The organism is Algoriphagus formosus, from assembly GCF_002807035.1.
Lineage (GTDB): Bacteria > Bacteroidota > Bacteroidia > Cytophagales > Cyclobacteriaceae > Algoriphagus > Algoriphagus formosus.
The window spans coordinates 92,964-114,793 of sequence record NZ_NIUC01000004.1 but is presented as its reverse complement, the minus strand read 5'-3'; the positions used below and the strand labels follow the sequence as shown (position 1 = coordinate 114,793).

The 21,830-nt window shown below is 42.1% G+C and carries 15 protein-coding genes; 8 read left to right on the top strand and 7 right to left on the bottom strand.

Translation table 11 applies throughout. The features are described 5' to 3' along the window. Positions 1 to 20: 20 nt before the first annotated feature. On the bottom strand, positions 21 to 1,586 hold the full coding sequence (locus CDH51_RS18070; protein ID WP_100629955.1) for a sugar porter family MFS transporter: 1,566 nt from the start codon (positions 1,584 to 1,586) through the stop codon (positions 21 to 23). 259 nt (positions 1,587 to 1,845) lie between these two features. Between CDH51_RS18070 and CDH51_RS18065 the strand changes: the two genes are divergently transcribed. Next, positions 1,846 to 4,728 carry a two-component regulator propeller domain-containing protein gene (locus CDH51_RS18065; RefSeq protein ID WP_100629954.1) on the top strand — a complete coding sequence of 961 codons (2,883 nt, stop codon included), beginning with the start codon at positions 1,846 to 1,848 and terminating at the stop codon, positions 4,726 to 4,728. Here the strand turns inward: CDH51_RS18065 and CDH51_RS18060 are convergent. Next, on the bottom strand, positions 4,717 to 5,523 hold the full coding sequence (locus tag CDH51_RS18060) for a helix-turn-helix domain-containing protein (protein ID WP_100630129.1): 807 nt from the start codon (positions 5,521 to 5,523) through the stop codon (positions 4,717 to 4,719). The genes CDH51_RS18065 and CDH51_RS18060 overlap by 12 nt on opposite strands. Before the next feature lie 398 nt (positions 5,524 to 5,921). On the opposite strand from CDH51_RS18060, the gene CDH51_RS18055 reads away from it, so the two are divergent. Next, positions 5,922 to 6,740 (top strand): mechanosensitive ion channel family protein, encoded by an 819-nt coding sequence (locus CDH51_RS18055; RefSeq protein ID WP_100629953.1) that lies wholly within the window; start codon positions 5,922 to 5,924, stop codon positions 6,738 to 6,740. Positions 6,741 to 6,802: 62 nt separating this feature from the next. Here the strand turns inward: CDH51_RS18055 and CDH51_RS18050 are convergent, their stop codons facing one another. From CDH51_RS18050 to CDH51_RS18030, 5 genes are all read right to left on the bottom strand, one after another. Beyond that, on the bottom strand, positions 6,803 to 9,748 hold the full coding sequence (locus tag CDH51_RS18050; RefSeq protein WP_100629952.1) for an FAD-binding and (Fe-S)-binding domain-containing protein: 2,946 nt from the start codon (positions 9,746 to 9,748) through the stop codon (positions 6,803 to 6,805). A gap of 528 nt (positions 9,749 to 10,276) precedes the next feature. After that, complete coding sequence (locus tag CDH51_RS20450; protein ID WP_100629951.1) at positions 10,277 to 10,573, bottom strand: type II toxin-antitoxin system RelE/ParE family toxin; 297 nt, start codon at positions 10,571 to 10,573, stop codon at positions 10,277 to 10,279. After that, the gene (locus tag CDH51_RS18040) at positions 10,561 to 10,743 is read right to left on the bottom strand and encodes a hypothetical protein (RefSeq protein ID WP_100629950.1); all 183 of its coding nucleotides are present in this window, start codon (positions 10,741 to 10,743) and stop codon (positions 10,561 to 10,563) included. The genes CDH51_RS20450 and CDH51_RS18040 overlap by 13 nt, the downstream gene beginning before the upstream one ends. Before the next feature lie 191 nt (positions 10,744 to 10,934). After that, positions 10,935 to 12,992, bottom strand: coding sequence for a methionine--tRNA ligase (gene metG / locus CDH51_RS18035; protein ID WP_394335577.1), 2,058 nt, complete (start codon positions 12,990 to 12,992; stop codon positions 10,935 to 10,937). Positions 12,993 to 13,051: 59 nt separating this feature from the next. After that, the gene (locus tag CDH51_RS18030; RefSeq protein ID WP_100629948.1) at positions 13,052 to 13,684 is read right to left on the bottom strand and encodes a TetR/AcrR family transcriptional regulator; all 633 of its coding nucleotides are present in this window, start codon (positions 13,682 to 13,684) and stop codon (positions 13,052 to 13,054) included. Positions 13,685 to 13,797: 113 nt separating this feature from the next. Here CDH51_RS18030 and ligA point away from each other — a divergent pair, with 113 nt between their 5' ends. From ligA to xseB, 6 genes are all read left to right on the top strand, one after another. After that, positions 13,798 to 16,251, top strand: coding sequence for an NAD-dependent DNA ligase LigA (ligA, locus tag CDH51_RS18025; protein ID WP_100629947.1), 2,454 nt, complete (start codon positions 13,798 to 13,800; stop codon positions 16,249 to 16,251). Positions 16,252 to 16,774: 523 nt separating this feature from the next. Continuing rightward, positions 16,775 to 17,968 (top strand): alpha/beta fold hydrolase, encoded by a 1,194-nt coding sequence (locus CDH51_RS18020; protein WP_100629946.1) that lies wholly within the window; start codon positions 16,775 to 16,777, stop codon positions 17,966 to 17,968. A gap of 233 nt (positions 17,969 to 18,201) precedes the next feature. Next, on the top strand, positions 18,202 to 18,834 hold the full coding sequence (locus CDH51_RS18015; RefSeq protein WP_100629945.1) for a MarC family protein: 633 nt from the start codon (positions 18,202 to 18,204) through the stop codon (positions 18,832 to 18,834). A 518-nt stretch (positions 18,835 to 19,352) separates the two neighbouring features. Then, positions 19,353 to 20,234: a 4-hydroxy-tetrahydrodipicolinate synthase gene (gene dapA, locus CDH51_RS18010; protein ID WP_100629944.1), complete on the top strand. Its 882-nt coding sequence runs from the start codon at positions 19,353 to 19,355 to the stop codon at positions 20,232 to 20,234. Next, positions 20,234 to 21,556: an exodeoxyribonuclease VII large subunit gene (xseA, locus tag CDH51_RS18005; RefSeq protein ID WP_100629943.1), complete on the top strand. Its 1,323-nt coding sequence runs from the start codon at positions 20,234 to 20,236 to the stop codon at positions 21,554 to 21,556. The genes dapA and xseA overlap by 1 nt, the downstream gene beginning before the upstream one ends. Continuing rightward, positions 21,543 to 21,725, top strand: a complete 183-nt coding sequence (gene xseB / locus CDH51_RS18000; RefSeq protein WP_100629942.1) for an exodeoxyribonuclease VII small subunit — start codon at positions 21,543 to 21,545, stop codon at positions 21,723 to 21,725. Before xseA ends, xseB begins: the two co-directional genes overlap by 14 nt. The last annotated feature ends 105 nt before the right edge of the window (positions 21,726 to 21,830 follow it).

The following is a 21,830-nucleotide window of genomic DNA, read 5'->3' as shown; positions in this document are numbered from 1 at the left end:
ATCGAACAGTAGCTTCCCATTTATCTTTTAATCAAAATAGATTCAAGTTCTTCCAGAGACTTGTTTTTTGTTTCGGGCACCACAGCCCAAACGAAAATTAAACCTACTGCTGCGAAAAGCCCATATAAAAAGAATGTCATGCTGCTTCCAAACGTATCAAGCTGCCAAGGGAAAAACTGCTGGACCAAATAACTTACCAATGAGTTAAAGAAGCCTACAAAAGAAATGGCAACTCCTTTTACTTTGATAGGGAAAAGCTCTGAAAAGAGTACCCACATTACTGGACCAATAGAAATGGCAAAGGAGGCCACAAAACCCAAAATCCCAATCAAAATAAGTGTTGGATTCATTGTAATCCCTGCAGTGATCAATTGAGACTCATAAGTCAAGGCATCTTTCTCTCCTAGATTTTTCCTTAAAGCCTGCTTAAAGCTCACATCGTCCTGAAATACTTCTTGCAGCATTGGAGAAATGGCTTCACGGTTGAATTCGGTAGGCAGTTCTTTTATAGAATCTGAAGTGAGTTGATAGGTGGCTGATCCAAAACCATAGGCCAAAAGGCTCATACAAATAGCAATACCTGCTAATCCGAACAAGAGAAGGGGTTTTCGGCCCAAACGATCAATAAAAAGAATAGCTAAGACGGTAAACACCAAGTTGGTCAAACCGACTAGAATTGCTTGAATGAATGAAGCATCCGTACCGATTCCTGACTGCTCAAAAATCATTGGAGCGTAGAAAAACACCGAATTGATACCGGTGATTTGCTGAAGTATAGCGATTACCAGCCCGATGACAAGAACCAATCTATAAGCCGGCTTAAAAAACTCAGTCAACTTGACTTTTTGCTCATCCTTCTCTTCATGAATGCTTCGAATAGCATCATTAATTTGTTTGTCTGCATCATCTATATCGGTGAATTGCCTCATGATTATCAAGGCCTGATCGGTTTGACCTTTCATCACAAGCCAACGCGGACTTTTTGGAACAAAAAACAAACCTCCGTAAAAAAGAACAGCGGGTAAAAATTCAAGACCAAGCATCCATCGCCAATTCCACTTCTCAAAACCAAGAGTAAGTGCCCAGTCAGCCTGAGATTCACCTAATTGCAAAATCAAATAATTGGTAAAAAAAGCAACTGAAATACCAATGACAATATTCAATTGATTGAAGGATACTAGTCTACCTCTCATCCCAGGAGGAGCTATCTCAGCAATATACATGGGTGCCAAGATCAAGGAAGCTCCCACTCCGAAACCTCCTATCATTCGGGCAACAACAAGACTTATAAAATCGGGAGCTACTGCTGAACCAAAAGCACTGACTGCGTAAAGAATTGCTGCTACTTGTAATACTTTTCTTCGGCCAAACCTATCACTCATAGGCCCAGCCACCATCATCGCCAAGGTAGAAGTCAAGGTGAGAGATGCAACGGACCAACCCAATTCTAGTTTGCTAAGGTCAAATTCTGTTTCGATAAACTTGACAACTCCGGAAATTACAGAAGCATCAAAGCCCATCAGAAATCCTCCTAAAGCGACAATTAAGGATATTCTGACCGTGTAGGCACTACTACTTTTCGTCATAGTATTTTGGGTTGATTAAAAATTGATTGAATAATTCCTAAACAAATTAAAAGGAAAGCCCATTTAACCCTAATCAACAACCAACACAATAACACATCAAATAGCTAAAATAATTTTCACAGAACCATCACAGCTCATTCCAAAACCCACCTTATTTTGATTAAAATGGCATATTTTGGATCAAATGAGATAGACTCAACTCAACTTTATATACATCATGCCATTTTTTTTTAACTTTAACCAAAACCCAAAATAACAGATGATCTTTCGGCTTATCATTGTCCTTCTGATAGGTTCTATATCGGTAGCTCAGGCTCAAGTTCCCGGTCTCCCTTTTTCTAAATACTACTCTTCCAACGACTATCAGGGAGGTATCCAAAACTTTGCTTTTACCCAGAGCACATCAGGGATGATTTACGTGGCCAATAACTTTGGGCTGCTGGAATATGATGGTACTGAATGGAGGCGGTACTCCTTGCCGAATAGTACCAAAATACGGGATGTAGCCATTGATGAGTTTGGGACTATTTATGTGTCCGGACAAGCAGAATTTGGATACTTCAAAGCAAATTCTCAAGGAAGGCTCCAATACCAGTCACTGTTGGAAAAGCTGCCTACTGAGAAGCGAAACCTAGAAGAGATTTGGAAGATCTTGTTCATCCGGGACAAGGTGGTTTTCTGCACACTGGAGGAGATCTTCATTTTCAATAAAAAACTGGATTTAGAGGAAATTCTGGAAGCAGAGTCAGAGTTTGAGAGTTTTCACTTTGCAAACAATAACCTGGTAGTCAATCAACGTGGCAAAGGTTTACTTTCCTTAGAGGCTGGAAAATTGGCCTCAATGGATAATAGTGAGCTTTTTGGTGATAAAGTAGTCGTAAGCTTTATCTCTCTTGCTGGGAACCGACACTTAGTTTTCACTCAGAACGAGGGGATTTTTGAAATCAGTCCTGGCCTAGTTAAACCATGGTCAATTAATCTACCATCTGAAACTCAGATAAACCGTGCACTTAGGCTTAGAAATGGAAACATAGCCCTTGGAACGCAGCGACATGGGATTTTTATAGTAGACCAGAATGGTCGCATACTACTCCGCATGAACAAAGAAAAAGGGCTGAGAAATAACTCCATTCTATCGCTCTTTGAAGATACCGTCGGAAATCTCTGGATAGGTCACAACAATGGAATCACCTTACTAGAATTGAGTCTGCCGTTCCGCTTGATTGATCAGTTTTCAGGTCTTCCAGGAACAGGATATGACGCCTACCTGAAAGATGATAAACTCTACTTTGGCACCAATTATGGCCTTTTTTCAAAAGAAGAAAGCTCAGATGTCGAATCGGAGATTGAGCCTATTCCAGGTGGTACGGGGCAAGTATATCAGATTTCGCAGATCCAAAATCTCTTGCTTTCGGCACAAAATAATGGCGCATTTAGTGTAAACAATCGGAATATATCATCTCTAGGAGGGCCAAATGGAATTTGGAATTTCCAAAGCCTGAAAGATCATCCAAATCTTATCTTAAGCGGTAGCTACAATGGCCTCCTCCTGTTTGAGCTTACCAATGGATCAGCTCGATTCCTTCGGAAAATCAAGGGTTTTGATGAATCGTCCCGACTGATCGAACAGGACAGCAATGGAGATATTTGGATGGCTCATGGATACAAAGGAGTCTATCGACTTCGCCTAAATGAAGCTTTGGATTCCGTAGAGTCTAAATATTATGGAATAGAATCTGGATTGCCTACCACCTTGCTAAACAGTGTGTGGAAGCTCAATAATCAGGTTGTTTTTTCGACAGAGTATGGTATTTATCGATATAATCCGGATTCAGATCGATTCGAGAAAGACCCCAATTTTGAGCCTTATTTCGATTATGATTTTTTAGCCACAAGCATGGTAGAAGATCCGGCAGGTAATATCTTTTATATCGGCAGTGACGAAGTAGGAGTCTTAGAAAAGCAAATCAATGGAACCTATCAAAAGAATCATCAGATTTTCAATAAGATCAGGCCTTTCTTAAATGATGATTTGCAGAATATATCACTCATTCGGCCAAATGAAGTCCTATTTGCTGCCAATGAGGGGTTCATTTGGTATAAACTTGAAAGAAATTACCGAGTATCGACGGTATTCCCTACCATGATTCGATCGGTATATCTCACGGGTATTTCAGACTCCATTATTTCAGAAGGAAATTACTGGCTCAACGACACTTTAAATTCAAATGAGGCGAAAGAGGAAATTACAACCGTTCCTTATGAAATGGCTCATTTTAGATTTGAAGCAAGCAATCCTATTCCAAACAATGAAAACACCACTCAATATCAATTTTGGCTGGAGGGTTTTGAGGATGACTTTAGCGAATGGTCTACCAGAAGGGATAGGTCCTACACCAACTTGAGAGAAGGCAACTATACTCTTCACGTTCGTAGTAAAAACATCTATGATCAAGTCGGGCAGGAGGATCAGTTTACATTCAAAGTCTTGCCACCATGGTATCGATCACCACTCGCATACCTCATTTACGCAATATTGACGATCACTCTGCTTTACTTACTCTTCCGAATAGCTGATCGAAAATTGAAAAAAACCACCGCGAAGATTCAAGCCGCTCAATCCAAAGTCATCGAGCAAAAGGAAAGTGATTTGCAGGATTCTCAAAAAGAAATCGAACGCCTCAAAACTGAAAAACTAAAATCTGAAATTCAGGGAAAAAATAAAGAGTTAGCCTCAGCTACGATGCACTTGATCAATAAAAATGGCTTTATCGTTCAGACAAAATCACATCTCAACAGCATCATCAAAAAGAGTAAAAATCAGGAGGTCAAAAACGAGATCAAAAAGATCATTTCCAGCATTGAAAAAAACATTGCCGGTGACAAAGATTGGGAACAGTTTGAAATGCATTTCGACGAGGTACACGGGGATTTTATGTCTCGATTCAAGTCAAGATTCCCTGATCTTAGTCCACAGGAAATCAAACTGAGTGCATATTTGAGAATGAATCTTTCATCGAAAGAAATAGCCAACCTGATGAATATCACGATCCGGGGAGTGGAGATTGCCCGATATAGACTTCGGAAAAAAATTCAATTGGAGCGTTCTGAAAACCTTCAGGAATTCATCCTAAAATTCTGATACAAAAGAAGTAGAATCGGGGGAAGACTTACCCCCGATTTTAGTAATTAAATAGATCATCAGACCGACCTGTGCCAGTTCAGCAAGCGTCAATGGAATTAATCCGAATGCCGCCCCAATTCCCGAAAAGATCAATACTCCTGCGATAACTGTTAGTACCCCGATTACAAGGGCCATATTGGACCATGCTTTTTTGTAAGCAATAAATCCCATTCCAAGGATCCCATATATGAGTCCAAACGTACTGACTTTGACTGGATAGTAATCAATCAGGTCAATGCTATTGGTTAAGAGTGCCAAAGCATCCATGCCTAAAAAGACAAAATTTGCTCCGATCATGATCGATAGGGCTATTTTGAGCAGCTTATTGGGAAAGAAATCAAGCATCTTGATCCATCCAACCATAAACAATATGTAACCTCCGTAGGAAAATATCTTAATCAAAAACAAGCTCATTGTGGCTATGTTTTTTCCTTCCATGACTAGCTCAAATTCGGAGAAAATCTCGAAAATGGATGCAAAGAAATAAACAAAAAACCCAGCTACGGCTGCGTAAATCATCCAAGGAATATTTCCGTCCGTATTTTCGAATGAAACTACAGGTTCTGGATCTATTTCCATTCCAAGTGCCTCCAAGATAGTTTTTATGGTGTAACTCCGCGGAGTGACTTCACCAGCTTCTATCCGTTGGATCGTACGCACATTCAAATTACATTTTTCGACTAGCTCCTCTTGGGTTAGTCCTTTAGCTTTTCTCCATTCAGAGATTTTCTTGCCTAATTCTGGTTGTTTCATTGTGATGTGTGTTTTTGATTTGACCATGGCAAGTTGTTTTGAATAGAGAAACTTTAGGACGAAAATGGGACGGAATTGACCCGACATTTTCCCGACATTTCGGCAAAAATAGGTTTTTCAGTCTATAAAGGCTGTTTTTCATATATAAAATAAGATCTAGTCTAACTAGCTCTTAGCTTCTTAGCAATAGACAATCTCTCACCTATTCAGCTATTGAAATTACAATCAAACAGGGAAGAAAGAAATCCGAGAAAAAAAGGCTTGATAAAAGGACGATAGCAATAGAATTCTGTCCAATTTTTTAAAGGAATGAAATCTTGAACGACTTCCTGAAATTAAAAAACACTGGTAATAGGCTTTTTCATTAATCTTGAATCGCAAACTAAATTATTTAACAAATGGATTTTGACATCTCAAAAATTTTAGATCAAGCTTACGCTTATGCCCCAAAGGTTTTAGGAGCAATCATCACACTAGTAATTGGATTTTGGATTGCTGGATTGATTTCCAGTCGAGTCAAAAAAGGACTAGAAAAGAATAATGTCGATAAATCACTAGCCCCATTTTTACATTCGGTCATAAGTCTATCGCTGAAGTTCTTAGTACTCCTTAGTGCCGCATCCATGTTTGGCATTGAGGTCACTTCATTCATTGCCATTTTCAGTGCTCTTGCTTTTGCAATAGGATTGGCACTTCAGGGGAACCTTAGCCATATGGCAGCAGGAATCTTGATTTTGTTCTTCAGACCTTTCCGAGTGGGAGATTTTATTGTCACCAATGGATATTCGGGCACAGTCAAAGAGATTCAAATTTTCAATACCATCTTAACCACACTGGATAATCGAATCATTATAATCCCCAACGGTTCTATTTCATCAAATCCACTGGAAAACCTGACTTCCAACCCAGTGCGAAAAGTACCAATGACCTTTGGAATAAGCTACGGTGCTGATATAGACAAGGCAAGAAAAGTCATCGAAGAAGTAGCGTCATCTTGCGAGTTTATTGATCACTCCCAGCCGGTAGACATCCTAGTTTCTGAATTGGCTGATTCCTCGGTTAATTTTGCAGTAAGGCCGTGGTGTAAAACTGAAAACTTCTGGGATGTTCATTTTTACATGCACGAAAACATCAAGAAGGCTTTTGATAAGGAGAACATCGGAATTCCATTTCCTCAGCGGGATGTACATCATTACTATCCAGAAGGAAAAGCTTAATTTCCTCTTACACTCAAAAAAGGCTGGTTCTCCAAGAATCAGCCTTTTTTGTTTTCATAGGATTACTTTTCAAGGGCCTCCCACAATATCTCTACGGGATGTAGAGCTTTTCGACCCGTTCCGTCTGCAATCTGATGACGGCAGGAAGTCCCTGGAGCTGCGATAATGGTATCTGAACCTGCTTCTCTTACCGCTGGAAAAAGCACCAACTCCCCTACCTGCTGGGAAACTTCATAATGCTCTGCTTCATAGCCAAAGCTTCCGGCCATTCCGCAGCATCCACTTGGGATAGTCTCTACAGAATAGTTGCTTGGTAGCGAAAGAATCTTTTGAGTCCAAGTCAGGGATGAAAGCGCTTTTTGATGACAGTGCCCGTGTAATTTGACTTTTCGGGACTGAGTAGAAAAAGCTTCAGGCTTAATATTCCCGGCAGCTACTTCCTTGCCCAAAAATTCATCAATCAAATGCACATGAAACTTCAATTTCTTCGCAGCATTGACCAATTCCTTGATGACGATTCTAGGATATTCATCCCGAAAACTCAAAATGGCAGAAGGCTCCAAACCTACCAAGGGTGTATTTCCATCAATGAGCTTGTCAAATATGCGGACATTCGCTTCAGCATGCTTCTTTGCTTTCTGCAAAAGGCCTTTAGAAAGAGCAGATCGACCGCTTTCTTCATGATTAATCACCTTGACTTCATATCCCAATTTTTTCAAAAGGGAAATAGCTTTTATACCTATTTCGGTGTCATTGTGATTGGTGAACTCATCCACAAAGAAATAAACCGACTTGATTTTATTTGAAGGTCCTGGAAGAGAAGCATAGTGCTTTTTATACCATTTTCGAAGGCTGATCGAGCTGATTTCGGGTAGGTTTCGCTTGGGAGCAACACCCAGGACAGATTTCATCAGGCCTCCTGTCAGTGAGTTTCTAAGGAAGAAATTAGCGATACCAGGCACTTTTGCTCCTAATCCATTGAGTTCGTTGATATAGGCAAATGCTTTAGAGCGAAGCGGAACTCCGTGTGTCTTCTGGTATTGATAGAGAAACTCGGCCTTCATACTGGACATATCCACGTTGGATGGACATTCTGCAGTACAGCCCTTACAGCTGAGGCAAAGATCTAAAGCTTCTTTGATCTCAGGATGATCGAAAGCGTTCTCTTTTTTATCCAGCGTCAGAAACTCCCGAAGTGTGTTTGCTCTACCTCTAACTGTGTCCTTTTCATTCCGAGTCGCCATATAACTCGGACACATCGTTCCTCCCGATCCCGGAAGTTTGCGACAGTCTCCCGAACCATTACATTTCTCCGCCAATCGAAGGATCCCACCTACATTGGAGAAATCCATAACAGTATCGTGTACAGGCGTTTTCATCCCCGTTTCATAGCGGAGAAATTGATTCATGGGAGCAGCATCGACGATTTTTCCGGGATTGAAGATATTCTTCGGATCCCATTTGTATTTGATTCGGCGGAAAAGCTCGTAATTTTTCTCTCCTACCATCAGCGGGATAAAAGCCGCCCTCACACGACCATCTCCATGCTCACCCGATAAAGAACCCTGATATTTTTTCACCAACTCGGCGGAAGCACGGGAAATTTTGTGAAAATCCTCCACTCCCTCTTGCGTCTTCAAGTCCAAAACCGGACGAAGGTGAATCTCCCCAGCCCCAGCATGGGCGTAGTGTACTGGTTTTTGATTGAAGGCGACCATCATCTCATCAAACTCAGCTATGTAATCCGCCAAGTCATCGATATCAACCGCTGTATCTTCAATGCATGCCACCGCTTTGGGATCTCCAGGGATATTTGCCAGCAAACCCAAACCGGCCGCTCGGAGTGCCCAAGCAGAAGCCACCTTCTCAGGTTCGATGATAGGATATGCATAACCTAGATTGGCTTTCTTCAGATCGGCTATCAAGGCTTCACCTTTTGCAAAAGCTTCATTAAGAGTCTTTCCACGAAACTCTATCATCAAAATTGCTTCCGGGTCACCCTCGACGAAATAGCGGTTTTTGGAGTACTCGATGCTTTCCTTGGTACAATCCAAGATGATTTTATCCATGAGTTCCACCGCAGTAGCAGGATGCTTCATCGCTACTTGGGCAGACTTCATGCTTTCATGAATACTTTCAAAATGTGCAGCAACCACAATGTCTACCGGGTCAGGAAGTGGATCCAGGCTGATTTTGATTTCTGTGGTGAAAGCCAAGGTTCCCTCGGATCCGGCCAGGAGTTTACATAAGTTAAATTTTTCCTTTCCTTCGAAAAGCTCCGCTTTGAGCAATTCGTCTACAGCATAGCCCGTATTCCGGCGATGGATGGACTTCTTGGGGAATTGGGAATGGATTTCTTCCCGAACCTCAGGATTATTTAATTCATCAAAAATCTGCCGATAGAGGCTTCCTTCCAGATCTTTTTGCCCACATTTTCTATCAAACTCATCTTGAGAAATTTCTCCAAAAACAACCTTTTTTCCATCACTCAGAATCGTGTTCAGGGAAATTACCTTGTCCCGAGTCACCCCATAGACAATGGAAGTAGTTCCTGAGGAATTATTCCCCACCATCCCACCGATCATTGCCCGATTGGCAGTGGAAGTAATCGGACTGAAGAATAGTCCATAAGGTTTGAGGAAACGATTGAGTTCATCCCGAACAACCCCAGGCTGCACCCGCACCCAGCGTTCTTCCTTATTGAATTCTAAAATTTGGGTAAAGTGCTTCGACACGTCTACCACGATGCCATTTCCCACACATTGGCCAGCCAGCGAAGTTCCCGCAGTTCGGGGAATCAGTGAAGTACCGTTTTCTGTAGCAAATTGAATGAGCTTCTGAATGTCAGACTCAGTTTTTGGAAAAGCAACGGCAAGCGGCATCTCTCGATAGACAGAAGCATCGGTAGCATAAAGCGTCCGACTCAGTCTATCAAATTGCAGGCTACCTTCAAGTTGAGTAGCTAGTTTTTCTAATTGAGGTACTAGGTTGGGTTGGTCTGAAAGCATGGGGTAAAAATAGCTTTCTTAGTCAGATAAAGGAAATAAAAAAATCAATAGGCAAAGGGCAATGATTAATACCTCACTTCCCAATACAAATGTTTATTATTCCTCAATAACTTTGCTGAAATCAGTTGAATAAAACACCTTTCCAACCCGACGAATATGTTCCTTCAGGTTTTCATTTTTGATTTCTTTCCAAACCTGAAGATCGACAGTTAGGGGAAATCCCTGGAATTGATCTCCATCCAAATCTCAGCTAAAGTCTTACGGTGAAGCTCGTCCATAATCACCAGATCCAAATCGCTTCGGTCATTGTTTTTCCTTTAGCCCGTGATCCATAGACTTTGCTCTCGGAAAGGGCAGGGTATTTCCTAAAAATTCGCAATAGAATTTCGTAGGATTTTCCGCTTAGACCAAAGTTTTCCATCACGATTTTTTCGAAAGATTCTTTACCAAAGTGGCTAAGGCTCAGTATAAGATTTCGAAGCTGACTATAGGAAACAATACATTTTTCACCTTTTTGGCACGAATATTTTATATTTTTCTTCTACTTAAATCTCGTGCGGAATGGTGAATAGTCAAAATATCAATGCGATTATCGTTTAGTATTTTGTAGATGATTCTATAGTTTCCTTCAATTAGCTCTCGAAAATCACGTTGGGGCAATTCAGGTACAATTTTGCCAGCCATGGGGTTGGTCTTTAAGATTTGAGTTCGAGCTTTAATTCTCACAATTTGGCGCTTCGCATATTTTTCCGAGTCGATACTGATGTATTCAAAAATGTCCGATAAGTCTTTAACCGACTGATGGGTCCACCTTAATTGAACCATTTTTTCATTTCTTCTTCGAGTTCAACTTCGCTCAGGGTATTATCTTCGATTGAATCGCTATTTCCCTTTTCTATTTTGTCCAATAAAATCAACTTGTCCACCAATTCTTCCAAGGTAAATTCTTCGGGAAAGCTCTCAATTGTTTCTATTAACTGGTTCTTTTTGATCATCGCTTATACTTTTGATTGAAGATACGAAGTTCTTACAAATTCCTCTTTTAAATGTACCAAGAATAGTGTAAACAGACTGGATATCAAGAATATCTGACTAAAATTTTTCCAAACCATAATACTGACTAAAAATAAAAAAATCCCGCTAGTTGATATACTAGCGGGATAAAATTTATCTGTTCCCATTAGGATTAGCTGATCGTCGACCCACTTGCGGTTCCCTCATGCGGAGTAAGAAGTTTCAACTTTCCATCCTTGTCTTCGGCCATCAGAATCATGCCTTCTGAGTCGATACCCATCATTTTTCGTGGTGCCAGATTGATCAGCATGGTCACTTGCTTGCCGATCAAAAACTCCGGCTCAAAATGCTCAGAAACACCACTCAAAACCGTACGATGACCTATTCCTGTATCCACTTTCAGCTTGAGGAGCTTTTTGGATTTTGGCATTTTTTCGGCTTCCAAAACGGTCACCACTCGCATATCCAATTTGGCGAAGTCATCATAGGTAATAATCTCCTTCATCGGAGCAACAGGTGCATTTTCAGCTTCATTCATTTTCTTAGCGTCTAATAGTTTTTGTACTTGTTTTTCAACTGTTTCGTCTTCTATTTTTTCGAAAAGTAATCCAGCTTGCCCGATTTCCTGACCCTCGACAAGCAATTCACCTTTACCGGCTTTAGTCCAATTAGCATCTTCCAAATGGAAAATATCAAACAACTTGGCTGCTGTAAATGGTAAGAAAGGCTCAGAAACAATGGCCAAGTTCGAAGCAATATTCAAGGCAATATTGAGAATGGTTGCAGTCCTTGCCTCATCGGTTTTGATTGTCTTCCAAGGTTCGGTATCTGCGAGATATTTATTTCCCAATCGCGCCAAATCCATCATAATTCCCAAGGCTTCCCGGAAGCGGAATCTATCCATGGAACTCATGATTTTGGCAGGAAATTCAGCCAATTGATCCAATACTTCCTGGTCATATCCCGTCAACTCAGCTCGTGACGGAACTTTACCCTGAAAATATTTATGAGTTAACACCACAGCCCGATTGATAAAGTTGCCGTATATGGCTACCAATTCGGAATTATTTCGTGCCTGAAAATCCTTCCAGGTAAAGTCATTGTCCTTGGTCTCGGGCGCATTGGCCGTCAAAACATAGCGCAAAACATCCTGCTTGCCCGGAAATTCTTCCAGATACTCATGAAGCCAAACAGCCCAATTTCGGGAAGTGGAAATTTTATCTCCTTCCAAATTAAGGAATTCATTTGCTGGCACATTATCCGGCAAAATAAAATCTCCATGTGTCTTTAGAATAGCTGGGAAAATTATGCAGTGGAACACAATGTTATCCTTCCCAATAAAGTGAAGAAGTTGTGTCTCTTCATCTTTCCAGTAAGGCTCCCAGTCTTTTCCTTGCTCAGCAGCCCATTCCTTGGTAGAAGAGATGTACCCGATCGGCGCATCAAACCACACATAAAGCACCTTGCCTTCTGCGTCTTGTAGCGGAACTTTTATTCCCCAATCCAAATCGCGAGTCATAGAGCGTGCCTGCAAGCCATCCCCAGCTTCTAGCCAAGAGCGACACTGTCCTAGCACATTATTTTTCCAATCTTGCGCATGATCCTCGAGAATCCACTTTTTCAAGAAATTCTGATAGCGTGCCAAATCCAAAAACCAATGTTTGGTTTCTTTCAACACTGGCGTTCGACCACTGAGTTTAGAGCGGGGATTGATCAGTTCTGTAGGGCTGAGTGAAGAGCCACATTTCTCACACTGATCGCCGTAGGCATGCTCAAAACCACATTTTGGACAGGTCCCCTCGATGTAGCGATCAGCCAAAAACTGCCCGGCTTCCTCATCAAAATACTGCTCCGTACTTTGCTCCAGAAACTCTCCTTTTTCATAGAGATCCTTGAAAAATCCCTGTGCAGTCTCATGATGGATTTTGGCAGAAGTTCGGGAATAATGATCGAAGCTGATTCCAAATTCCTCGAAGCTCTTTTTCATCATCTCATGATAAAAATCCACCACTTCCTGAGGCGTTTTTCCTTCTTTTTTGGCTTTGATGGTAATGGCGACGCCATGCTCATCAGACCCGCCAACAAAAAGGACATCCTTGCCTTGAGATCTCAAGTAGCGCGCATAGATGTCAGAGGGAACATAACATCCCGCTAAGTGTCCGATATGGATGGGACCATTGGCATAAGGCAAAGCTGCGGTAAGGGTATGACGTTTGAAGGATTTATTCATCAGGTGATAAGCTATATTCGTTTTTCAGGGGGCAAAGATAGGGAAAAGCTAATACCTAATCAGGCATTATCGAATTCCTGTCGGGCTTCTTCGGAAAGAATTCCCTGATAAATGATGGTAATCGCCTGATCAAAAATATCAGAGGGCGGAATCTGAAGGTCCTTTTGAATGGAGGAAGGGAATTTGGCTCGAAAACTTGGATCCAAAAGTGACTGCACCGCCGAAGCATAGAGCATGACCACCAAGCCTACATTCAAATTAGGACGAACTTGACCACTTTGAATCCCTTCCTGAATCAATCGCTGAAAGCGTTCATAGGCAGATTCCTGAATGTATAGAATCAAATCCTCCCAAACTTCAGGGGCATGCTCTCGAAGATCCTCAAACAGCTCAGGATTGATGGGAGCCAAATAGTTCGCGATGACTGAGAGGCTTGATTTTAGCTTTAGGGGAAAAGCGATGTACCGATTATCTACGATTGCCTCCACTTTTGCTGTCATTCGGATTTTTAGCTTTTCAAAAGCAGCTGCCAGCAGTTCGGTTTTGGAAGAGAAAAAGCGATAGAGAGTCTTCTTGCTAATCCCCAAAGACTGACAGATATCATCCATGGTCGTGCTACGAAAGCCCTTTTCCAAAAAAAGCTTATATGCCGCATCTACAATCTTGGCTTCCTGGTTAATTTTTTGAGTCATAGCGGGTTTATTTCAAAAACAAGTTACAAAGGTATACCCCTCTTCAAACTTTTCCATCTTACCACTTTACAAGCATCCAACTTCCACTTAATTTAGCCATCATTTCAAAAACTATGACGCAGCAAGAAGCCCAAAAACGCATCGCCCAACTCAGCAAGGAAATCAATCGCCACAACCATCTCTACTATCAAGAGAGCCGGATCGAAATCTCGGATTATGAATTCGATCAATTGCTAGAGGAACTGATCCGTTTGGAAACTGAGTTTCCGGAGCTTCTTCGAGAAGATAGCCCGAGTCAGCGTGTGGGTGGGACGATTACCAAGGAGTTTCAGACCGTGGCTCATGAGTATAAAATGCTTTCCCTTGGAAACACCTACACGATCGAAGAGCTACAGGCCTTCGATGAGCGAGTCGAAAAAGGGTTGGGCACGCGTGATTACGAGTATTTTTGTGAGCTCAAATTCGACGGTGTTGCGATCAGTTTGGTTTATGAAAATGGAAGCTTGGCACGTGCTGTCACCCGAGGAGATGGCACCAAAGGAGATGATGTCACTGCCAATGTGAAGACGATTCGAAACATCCCCTTAAGCATTGAAGGTGAGTCTATTCCGGATAAATTTGAAGTTCGAGGAGAGATCTTTCTTCCCCGAAAGGAATTTGATAAAATCAACGCCGAGCGGGAGAAAAACGGAGAAGCCTTACTCGCAAATCCTAGAAATGCTGCCTCGGGAACCGTAAAAATGCAGGACAGCAGCGTGGTGGCCAAGCGTCGTCTCAACTGCTACTTTTATCAATTGTTGGGAGAAGACTTATCAGTAGCTACCCATTCGGAAGCTATTCACCTGATCGAAAAATGGGGATTCAACGTCTCTCCTACCTACAGTCAGGCCAAAACCCTCCAAGAAGTCCTGAAATACATCGAAGACTGGAGAGAAAAGCGACATGAACTACCACTTGATACGGATGGGGTGGTCTTGAAAATCAATGACTATCAGCAGCGAGAGGAGTTGGGTTTCACCGCAAAAAACCCTCGATGGGCCATTGCATACAAGTATAAGGCTGAGAGTGCTGAAACAGAATTGCTATCGATTACCTATCAGGTTGGCCGTACGGGCGCCATTACTCCGGTGGCAAACCTCTCCCCTGTCAGCCTTGCAGGCACGACCGTCAAGCGAGCATCACTACACAATGCCAATGAGATCGAGCGCCTTGGGATTCATGAAGGGGATATCGTATCAGTGGAAAAGGGCGGAGAAATCATTCCAAAAATCACCGGAGTGAATCTTCTAAAACGAAAAGCAGATGCTAAGCCGGTTCAATACATCAGTACCTGCCCCGAGTGTGGAACTGAGCTGGAACGTAAAGAGGGCGAGGCCAAGCACTTTTGCCCCAATGCCGCTAGCTGCCCTCCACAAGTTTTGGGAAGGATCGAGCACTTTGTCAGTAAGCGGGCCATGGACATTGACTCCATGGGTACCGAGCGGATTCGGGCTTTGATTGATCAGGGATTCATCCGAAGCTATGCAGACATCTACGATCTGGAGACAAAAGAAAAAGACCTCCTAGGCTTAGAAATGAGTCAGGATCAATACGAAAAAGAAGGAAGTGGCTTATTGTATATCAGCTTGGAAAAAGCGCTTTTCGCTTTGACAGAAAGCATTTCTTTCAAGCAAATCCAAGAGTACTTGACCGAGGCGGCAGAACTGCCGCTTTTTGACACGCTGCGAGGATTTCAGGAACAAATCCGAAAATGGAAAAAGAAAGTCTCCTCTAACGTGGGGATGGTGGATTACCTTATCCATGCATTGAAGGAGCATGCCGATTTGCCCAAATTGGAAGACTTCGTGCCGGTAGCCGTTGTTTTGGATATCTTCTTAGGAAGGCGATCCGACTTCGGGTCCATTTTGGAAGCCAGCAAAAAAGAAGGAACAGTACACGGCATCTTGCTCAAACTAGGGGTGGAACTTCCGGATGAACTGCGGGAACGGATCAAAAAGCTAAAAGCCAATACCTTTCAGGAAGGCGTGATTACCAATATGCTGGAAGGGATCAAAGCTTCCAAAGAACAATCGTTTGAGAAGGTGCTGTTTGCCTTGGGAATCCGAAATATCGGAGAAAATACCGCCCAGCTTTTGGCCAGACATTTTGGAAGTATCGAAAAGCTCCAAGCGGCTTCAAGCAAACAACTTTTGGATATCAATGGCGTGGGAGAAACGCTGGTTCAAAGTATTCAGGACTTTTTCGCACAGGAGGAGAACTTGGAGCATATTGAGCGATTGAAGGCACGAGGCTTACATTTTGAGATTCAGGAAGATGAAAACACCCCAAAAAGTCAGGCTTTGGCAGGGAAGCGAATTTTAGCTTCTGGAAAGCTGGAGAATTTCAAACGGGATGAAATCAAAGACTTTGTGCAAGCGCACGGAGGACAATACATCAGTGCCGTCAGCAAGAATCTGGACTTCATCATCGAGGGAGAAGGAATGGGTCCTAGCAAAAAAGAAAAGGCCGAGAAGCTTGGGGTGCCAATGATTTCGGAAGTTGAGTTTTTGAAGATGGTGGAAGGATGAGTATTCCTTTATTTAGCGACGAAATACAATTGAAATATGCCTCACTCCGTTCGTGCCTGCCTGCAGTGGCAGGAAATATTCTAGAAAAATGAAGGCTTGAAAAAATAGTGCTGAAGGCATGCCTTATGATAGTCCTACCTGAGGTAGGCAGCCCTGTGTAAGGGGAAACGACGCGACCCAGTGTATAAATTGATTCCCTTTCACCCCGAAGCTGGCTCTTAATCTTTGATTTGGAAATGGGACAACAGTCCCAGCAAGAGAAAGTAAAACCTTGAAAAAATGCCGTGCATGATGACACGAACGGCGGCGACAGATTTTCTAGCCACTGTTCAACCTTAATCTATTGACAAATCAAAAGATTAACTAAAAATAAGACGGTTGAAGTTGTTTTTAGTAGTAATTTTTACGTTATTTAATAACGTATCGTCTTTTAAATCAAATCCTTATGGTAAAGTCAATCTCATTTTGGTTAGTCGTGTTTTTGGTCTCCTCGGTAAATTGTTTTTGTCAAGAGTCGGGACAAATGACAAAAATTGATGGAAAAAGCATCTCCTTTGAACTGTATGGAATTGAAAAGAGGCAGTTTGGCCAACCTTTGGTCATCCTCGAAAGTAATCACGCCTCAAGTTTCGACACTTGGTATCAAGTAATAAATAACCTAGGGGAAAATGTACCAATTTTGGCCTATGACCGTGCCGGAATTGGGAATTCTGATCAATTTGAAGAATCTCCTACGCCAGAAAATCGAACCCGCCAACTTAATAAGTTACTTGAAAAATTAAACTTGGAACCTCCTTATATTCTGGTTGGTCACGGTTGGGCAAGTATCCTGATCAAGGATTTTGCTATTACCTATCCCGAGTCTGTTGAGGGGATGATTTATATCGATCCTGTGGATGAATCTTCAAGTTTTGAAAAAATGATCACGATTTTTAATCAAGAAGGTTGGGATGGAGAAAAAATCGCCAACGAGTTTTTTGAACTGCGAAAGGAAAGATTCCAACAAGCACCGGCAGGTATAAAGGCAGAGGCACAAGTGATGTATGAGTTTGCAAAAGGGGAAAAAAGCAATACCAAGCTTTATGATTTCCCTGAAATTCCATCGGCAGTTCTGCTGGGAGGCAAGCACAAGCAGGAAAGCTATATGAAAAATCCATTTGAGCCAAAGCTATCTGTAGATTATCTGCAAGTAGTCAATTTGCTTCAGCGCCACCGCATTTCAAATTTGACCGATTTGATTCTAAGCCAACAAGATTCCGAAATGATATTACTATCCAACTACATGCATTATCTCCATCTTCAGGAACCTGAGAAAATTTCCGCTTCAATTCTTTCCAAGTATTATGGTGACCCTGTCAAAAAGCTTGTATCCGCGGCTCAAAAGTATGAACCCGAGCAATTCAAAAAATACCTTGAAGGATTGTATAAATATAGTTTGAATGGGCAGATTACTGAGGCGACCATCAATATGCTTGGTTACGATCAGCTCAGAAGAGATCAGCCTGAGCATGCCATGGTTCTGTTTTCTTATAATCTGGAGCAAAATCCAGAGTCAGCCAATGTCTATGATAGTATGGGGGATGGGTTGGTAGCTTTGGGCAAAACCAAGGAAGCTATTCCCTATTTTGAAAAAGCTGTCAAGCTTGGAGAAAAAAGTCAACATCGGGATTTGGGACTATTTAAAAAGAACTTGGCAAGTGTGAGTGGGGAAAAGTGATTGCATATTTCGCTTTGAATTTCTTTAATTATGAATGTCCGATTCCTTAAAAGTCAAACAAAAATTAGGTGTTGCATTTATGAGTTGAACATGGCGAATCTGAATTGACGATGTACGAATTATAATTTACGTCGTAATTTTTCCAATTGAACCGAAAAATAAATTTTATTCGACACCTTGTTTGTAACTCTTTTAATTTCGAATGTTGGCAAATATTTCAAAAAGAATAAATAATGAATGAATTATTTGCATTTGGACTTCTGGCCTTCACCTCATTTTTTACCTTGATCAATCCGCTGGGCACCATGCCGATTTTTATGACTATGACAGCTGAATTGAATGAACAAGAAAGGACCAATACAGCTAAAAAGGCTTCTATTGTCTCTTTTGTCACCATTGTGATTTTTGCCTTCTCTGGTCAATTATTATTCAATTTTTTCGGAATCTCCGTAAATAGTTTTCGAATCGTAGGTGGGGTCATCTTCTTTCTGATGGGAATGGATATGTTGCAGGCGAGACTAGGCAAGGTCAAAGTAAAAGAATCAGAAATCAAAACCTATGTGAATGATATTTCGATTACTCCATTAGCCATTCCCATGATTTGCGGACCAGGAGCTTTGACTAACGCCATTGTCTTGATGGAAGATGCAAATACCATTGGACTTAAAATAGTTTTGATTTCTACCATTCTACTGGTCATCACTTTGACATTTATTATTCTTTACAGCTCTTCCAAAATCATAAAATTCTTGGGAGAGACGGGAAATAATGTGATGATGAGACTAATGGGATTGATTGTTATGGTCATAGCAGTAGAATTCTTTTTTAGCGGACTAAAACCAATAATCATGGAAATGATTAAGTAACTATTCGTCAACAAGTGCAAAAAACATTTACCTAAGACGAAGTAAGCTTCGCGAAATATTTTTGATAATTACAGTATTGAAAAAAGAGTGCTGAATGCACGGCTTGTAACAGCCCCGGGTACAACCCGGGGATTTCAATAGGACCTAGTCACCAAGCGCTGGCCCCACTATATAACAAAGAAATGAATATCCAGTCCCAGCAAGACAAAGACGAATCTGATTTGACGAGTTACGAATTACGATGTACGTTGTATTTTCTCCGATTGAACCGAATTTTAAATTTTGATTACCAGGTTTTTCTAATCGTCTTAATATCGAATGATGAACACTGAATGTCGAACTTGCCTGCTGCAAGCAGGCCTCCGATTTTTCGGCTCTCGCTAAGCATATTTCGACGAAGTCATATATCGCTCGACGAAGGAGAGCATATTTCAGCCGAGGCACGAGGCTATATTTCGCGAAGCATTTTTTATCAACGGAACTCAAAAAGCCTCTAGACCCTTATCTTTGCATCTAATATGCAAAACGACAAGAACTCTAAATTTTACGGAACTGGTGTGGCATTGGTCACTCCTTTTACAAAAAATGAAAATATTGATCTGAAGGCGCTTGCCAAGCTAATCGATCATTGCATCGATGGAGGTGCGGATTACCTAGTAGTCTTGGGTACAACTGGGGAGGTTGTCACGCTTTCTGCCGCAGAAAAGCGACAGGTATTGCAGGCAGCTGTTTCCTTCGTAGATCAGCGCGTACCCATCGTGTATGGCCTTGGCGGAAATAATACCTCAGGGATTCTGGAGGAGATTGAAAACACTGATTTTCAAGGAGTCGATGCAGTTCTCTCTGTCAGTCCCTACTACAATAAACCTTCGCAGGCGGGCATTCAGGCTCATTATGAAGCAATCGCAGACAAGTGCCCTGTACCAGTGATTCTTTACAATGTTCCAGGTCGAACCGGTTCGAATCTAACATCCCAAACCACCTTGAATCTAGCTAAGCACGACAACATCATCGGGATCAAAGAAGCTTCTGGAGACCTGACCCAATGCATGGAAATCGCTGCCAACAAACCGGAAGATTTCCTATTGATATCTGGCGATGATATGCTTACCGTTCCTATCCAAAGTATCGGAGGAGTTGGTGTGATTTCAGTCTTGGCAAATGCCTTTCCAACAACTTTCCGAAAACTCACTCAAGGAGGATTTACCGAAAAGCAAGAGGCTGTATACTCCCTTCTAGAAATCAATCCACTTATGTATGCTGAAGGTAATCCCGTAGGATTGAAGGTGATTTTGAATGAAATGGGTCTATGCAGCGAAGAAGTCCGACTTCCCTTAGTTGAGGCTAGCGAGGAACTCAAACAAAAAATCAAAGCAGCGCTGGAAAAGATTGATTATTGATGACCAATGCACTCTCCATTTCCGAACTCGGGCAACTTGTCAAATCCACCCTTGAAAATGAGTTGGCCCCCACCTATTGGGTGATTGGAGAGATTGCAGACTTTCGGGTAGCTGCAGCAGGTCATGCTTATTTTGAATTGGTGGAAAAAAGCGGGAATCAGGTTCTTGCCAAGATGCGGAGCAATTGCTGGGCTTTCACCTACCGCTCCATTGCCTCCCGATTCGAAGGTCTCACTGGAAGTGGAATCAAAAATGGAATGAAAGTTCTGGCTCAAGTGCAGGTGACTTTTCATCCTGTTTATGGATTTAGCCTGAATGTCAAGGACATAGACGCTTCTTTTTCTTTGGGCGAACGAGCCCGAATCAGACAGGAAACCATAGATCGATTGACTCGGGAGGGAATTCTTCGCCTCAATGCCCGGCACGATCTTCCTAAAGTCATACAGCGAATTGGTATCATTTCAAGTCCCACGGCAGCAGGGTATGGAGACTTTGTGGACCAACTGGAGCAAAACAGCCAAGCCTACAAAATCTATCATCGCCTCTTTCCTTCACTGATGCAGGGAAATGAGGCCGCCGCAAGCATCCGAACGGCAATCGCAGAGGCTGAATCCCAAAAAGACAAGCTTTGTCTAGACGCCCTGATCATTATCCGCGGAGGGGGAGCTCAGTTGGATTTGGATTGCTTTGATGATTACCAACTTGCCGTCAGGATCGCCAATTGTAGCTTACCCATTATCACCGGAATCGGACATGAGCGAGATGAAACTGTAGCAGATCTGGTAGCCCACTCCCAACTCAAAACGCCTACTGCTGTCGCGGAATTTATCCTTTCAAGTTTTCGGATTTTCGAGGAAAACATGATGCTTCTCGCCACCCGGATTGATCGGATCACGAATCAGCAGCTCAAACTTTCCCAAAATCAATTGGGTGTGCTATCGCAACGAATTCAGTCCCTCGTTTTGTCCCAAATCCGATTGGAAAATGAGCGAATAGAAAGCCGAAAAGAGCGGGTCATCCGGGCAGCCAATTTGCAAACGAAGAATCAACTGGAGTTTTTAAACTCTTTGCAAAAATCCATTCAAAGCCTAAGCAATCAGCACATTCGAAGCAATGCGCAACGATTGGAAAGCTTGGAAAAGATGCTGGAGCAACTGGATCCTCGGTCCATTCTAAAACGAGGCTACACAAGAAGTGAAATAGACGGAACCCCCGTACACCTGACAAAAGCGAAAGTAGGAGACCGACTTCGGACCATCTCGGAAAATCAAGACATAGAAAGTACCATTACCCAAATAAAGGAGTCAAATGAAAACGTATAAGGAATCTGTAGAAAGACTGGAACTAATCCTCAGCCAATTGGAAGAAGGAAAAAAAAGTGTGGACGAACTTTCAGAGTTGGTCAAGGAAGCTTCTGAACTTGTCAAAACCTGCAAAGAAAAGCTTCGAACCACGGAGGAAGATATTCAAAAGGCTTTTCAAGAGCCCTGATTTTCACCCCTACAAACAATAAAATTTGAGACTTTTGAGTTTTTAGGGATATCCAAGCAAAGACATTGGCATATTTGTTGCCAAATTTGCAACACAGAGATTTTC

Excerpts from the sequence above, each read along its gene's own strand:
- dapA (WP_100629944.1), top strand. The coding sequence starts at position 19,353 with ATGCAAAACGACAAGAACTCTAAATTTTACGGAACTGGTGTGGCATTG.
- CDH51_RS18060 (WP_100630129.1), bottom strand. The coding sequence starts at position 5,523 with ATGAAACAACCAGAATTAGGCAAGAAAATCTCTGAATGGAGAAAAGCT.
- CDH51_RS20450 (WP_100629951.1), bottom strand. The coding sequence starts at position 10,573 with ATGGTTCAATTAAGGTGGACCCATCAGTCGGTTAAAGACTTATCGGAC.
- CDH51_RS18015 (WP_100629945.1), top strand. The coding sequence starts at position 18,202 with ATGAATGAATTATTTGCATTTGGACTTCTGGCCTTCACCTCATTTTTT.
- CDH51_RS18055 (WP_100629953.1), top strand. The coding sequence starts at position 5,922 with ATGGATTTTGACATCTCAAAAATTTTAGATCAAGCTTACGCTTATGCC.
- ligA (WP_100629947.1), top strand. The coding sequence starts at position 13,798 with ATGACGCAGCAAGAAGCCCAAAAACGCATCGCCCAACTCAGCAAGGAA.
- CDH51_RS18040 (WP_100629950.1), bottom strand. The coding sequence starts at position 10,743 with ATGATCAAAAAGAACCAGTTAATAGAAACAATTGAGAGCTTTCCCGAA.
- CDH51_RS18070 (WP_100629955.1), bottom strand. The coding sequence starts at position 1,586 with ATGACGAAAAGTAGTAGTGCCTACACGGTCAGAATATCCTTAATTGTC.
- CDH51_RS18020 (WP_100629946.1), top strand. The coding sequence starts at position 16,775 with ATGACAAAAATTGATGGAAAAAGCATCTCCTTTGAACTGTATGGAATT.
- CDH51_RS18065 (WP_100629954.1), top strand. The coding sequence starts at position 1,846 with ATGATCTTTCGGCTTATCATTGTCCTTCTGATAGGTTCTATATCGGTA.
- xseB (WP_100629942.1), top strand. The coding sequence starts at position 21,543 with ATGAAAACGTATAAGGAATCTGTAGAAAGACTGGAACTAATCCTCAGC.
- xseA (WP_100629943.1), top strand. The coding sequence starts at position 20,234 with ATGACCAATGCACTCTCCATTTCCGAACTCGGGCAACTTGTCAAATCC.
- CDH51_RS18030 (WP_100629948.1), bottom strand. The coding sequence starts at position 13,684 with ATGACTCAAAAAATTAACCAGGAAGCCAAGATTGTAGATGCGGCATAT.
- metG (WP_394335577.1), bottom strand. The coding sequence starts at position 12,992 with ATGAATAAATCCTTCAAACGTCATACCCTTACCGCAGCTTTGCCTTAT.
- CDH51_RS18050 (WP_100629952.1), bottom strand. The coding sequence starts at position 9,748 with ATGCTTTCAGACCAACCCAACCTAGTACCTCAATTAGAAAAACTAGCT.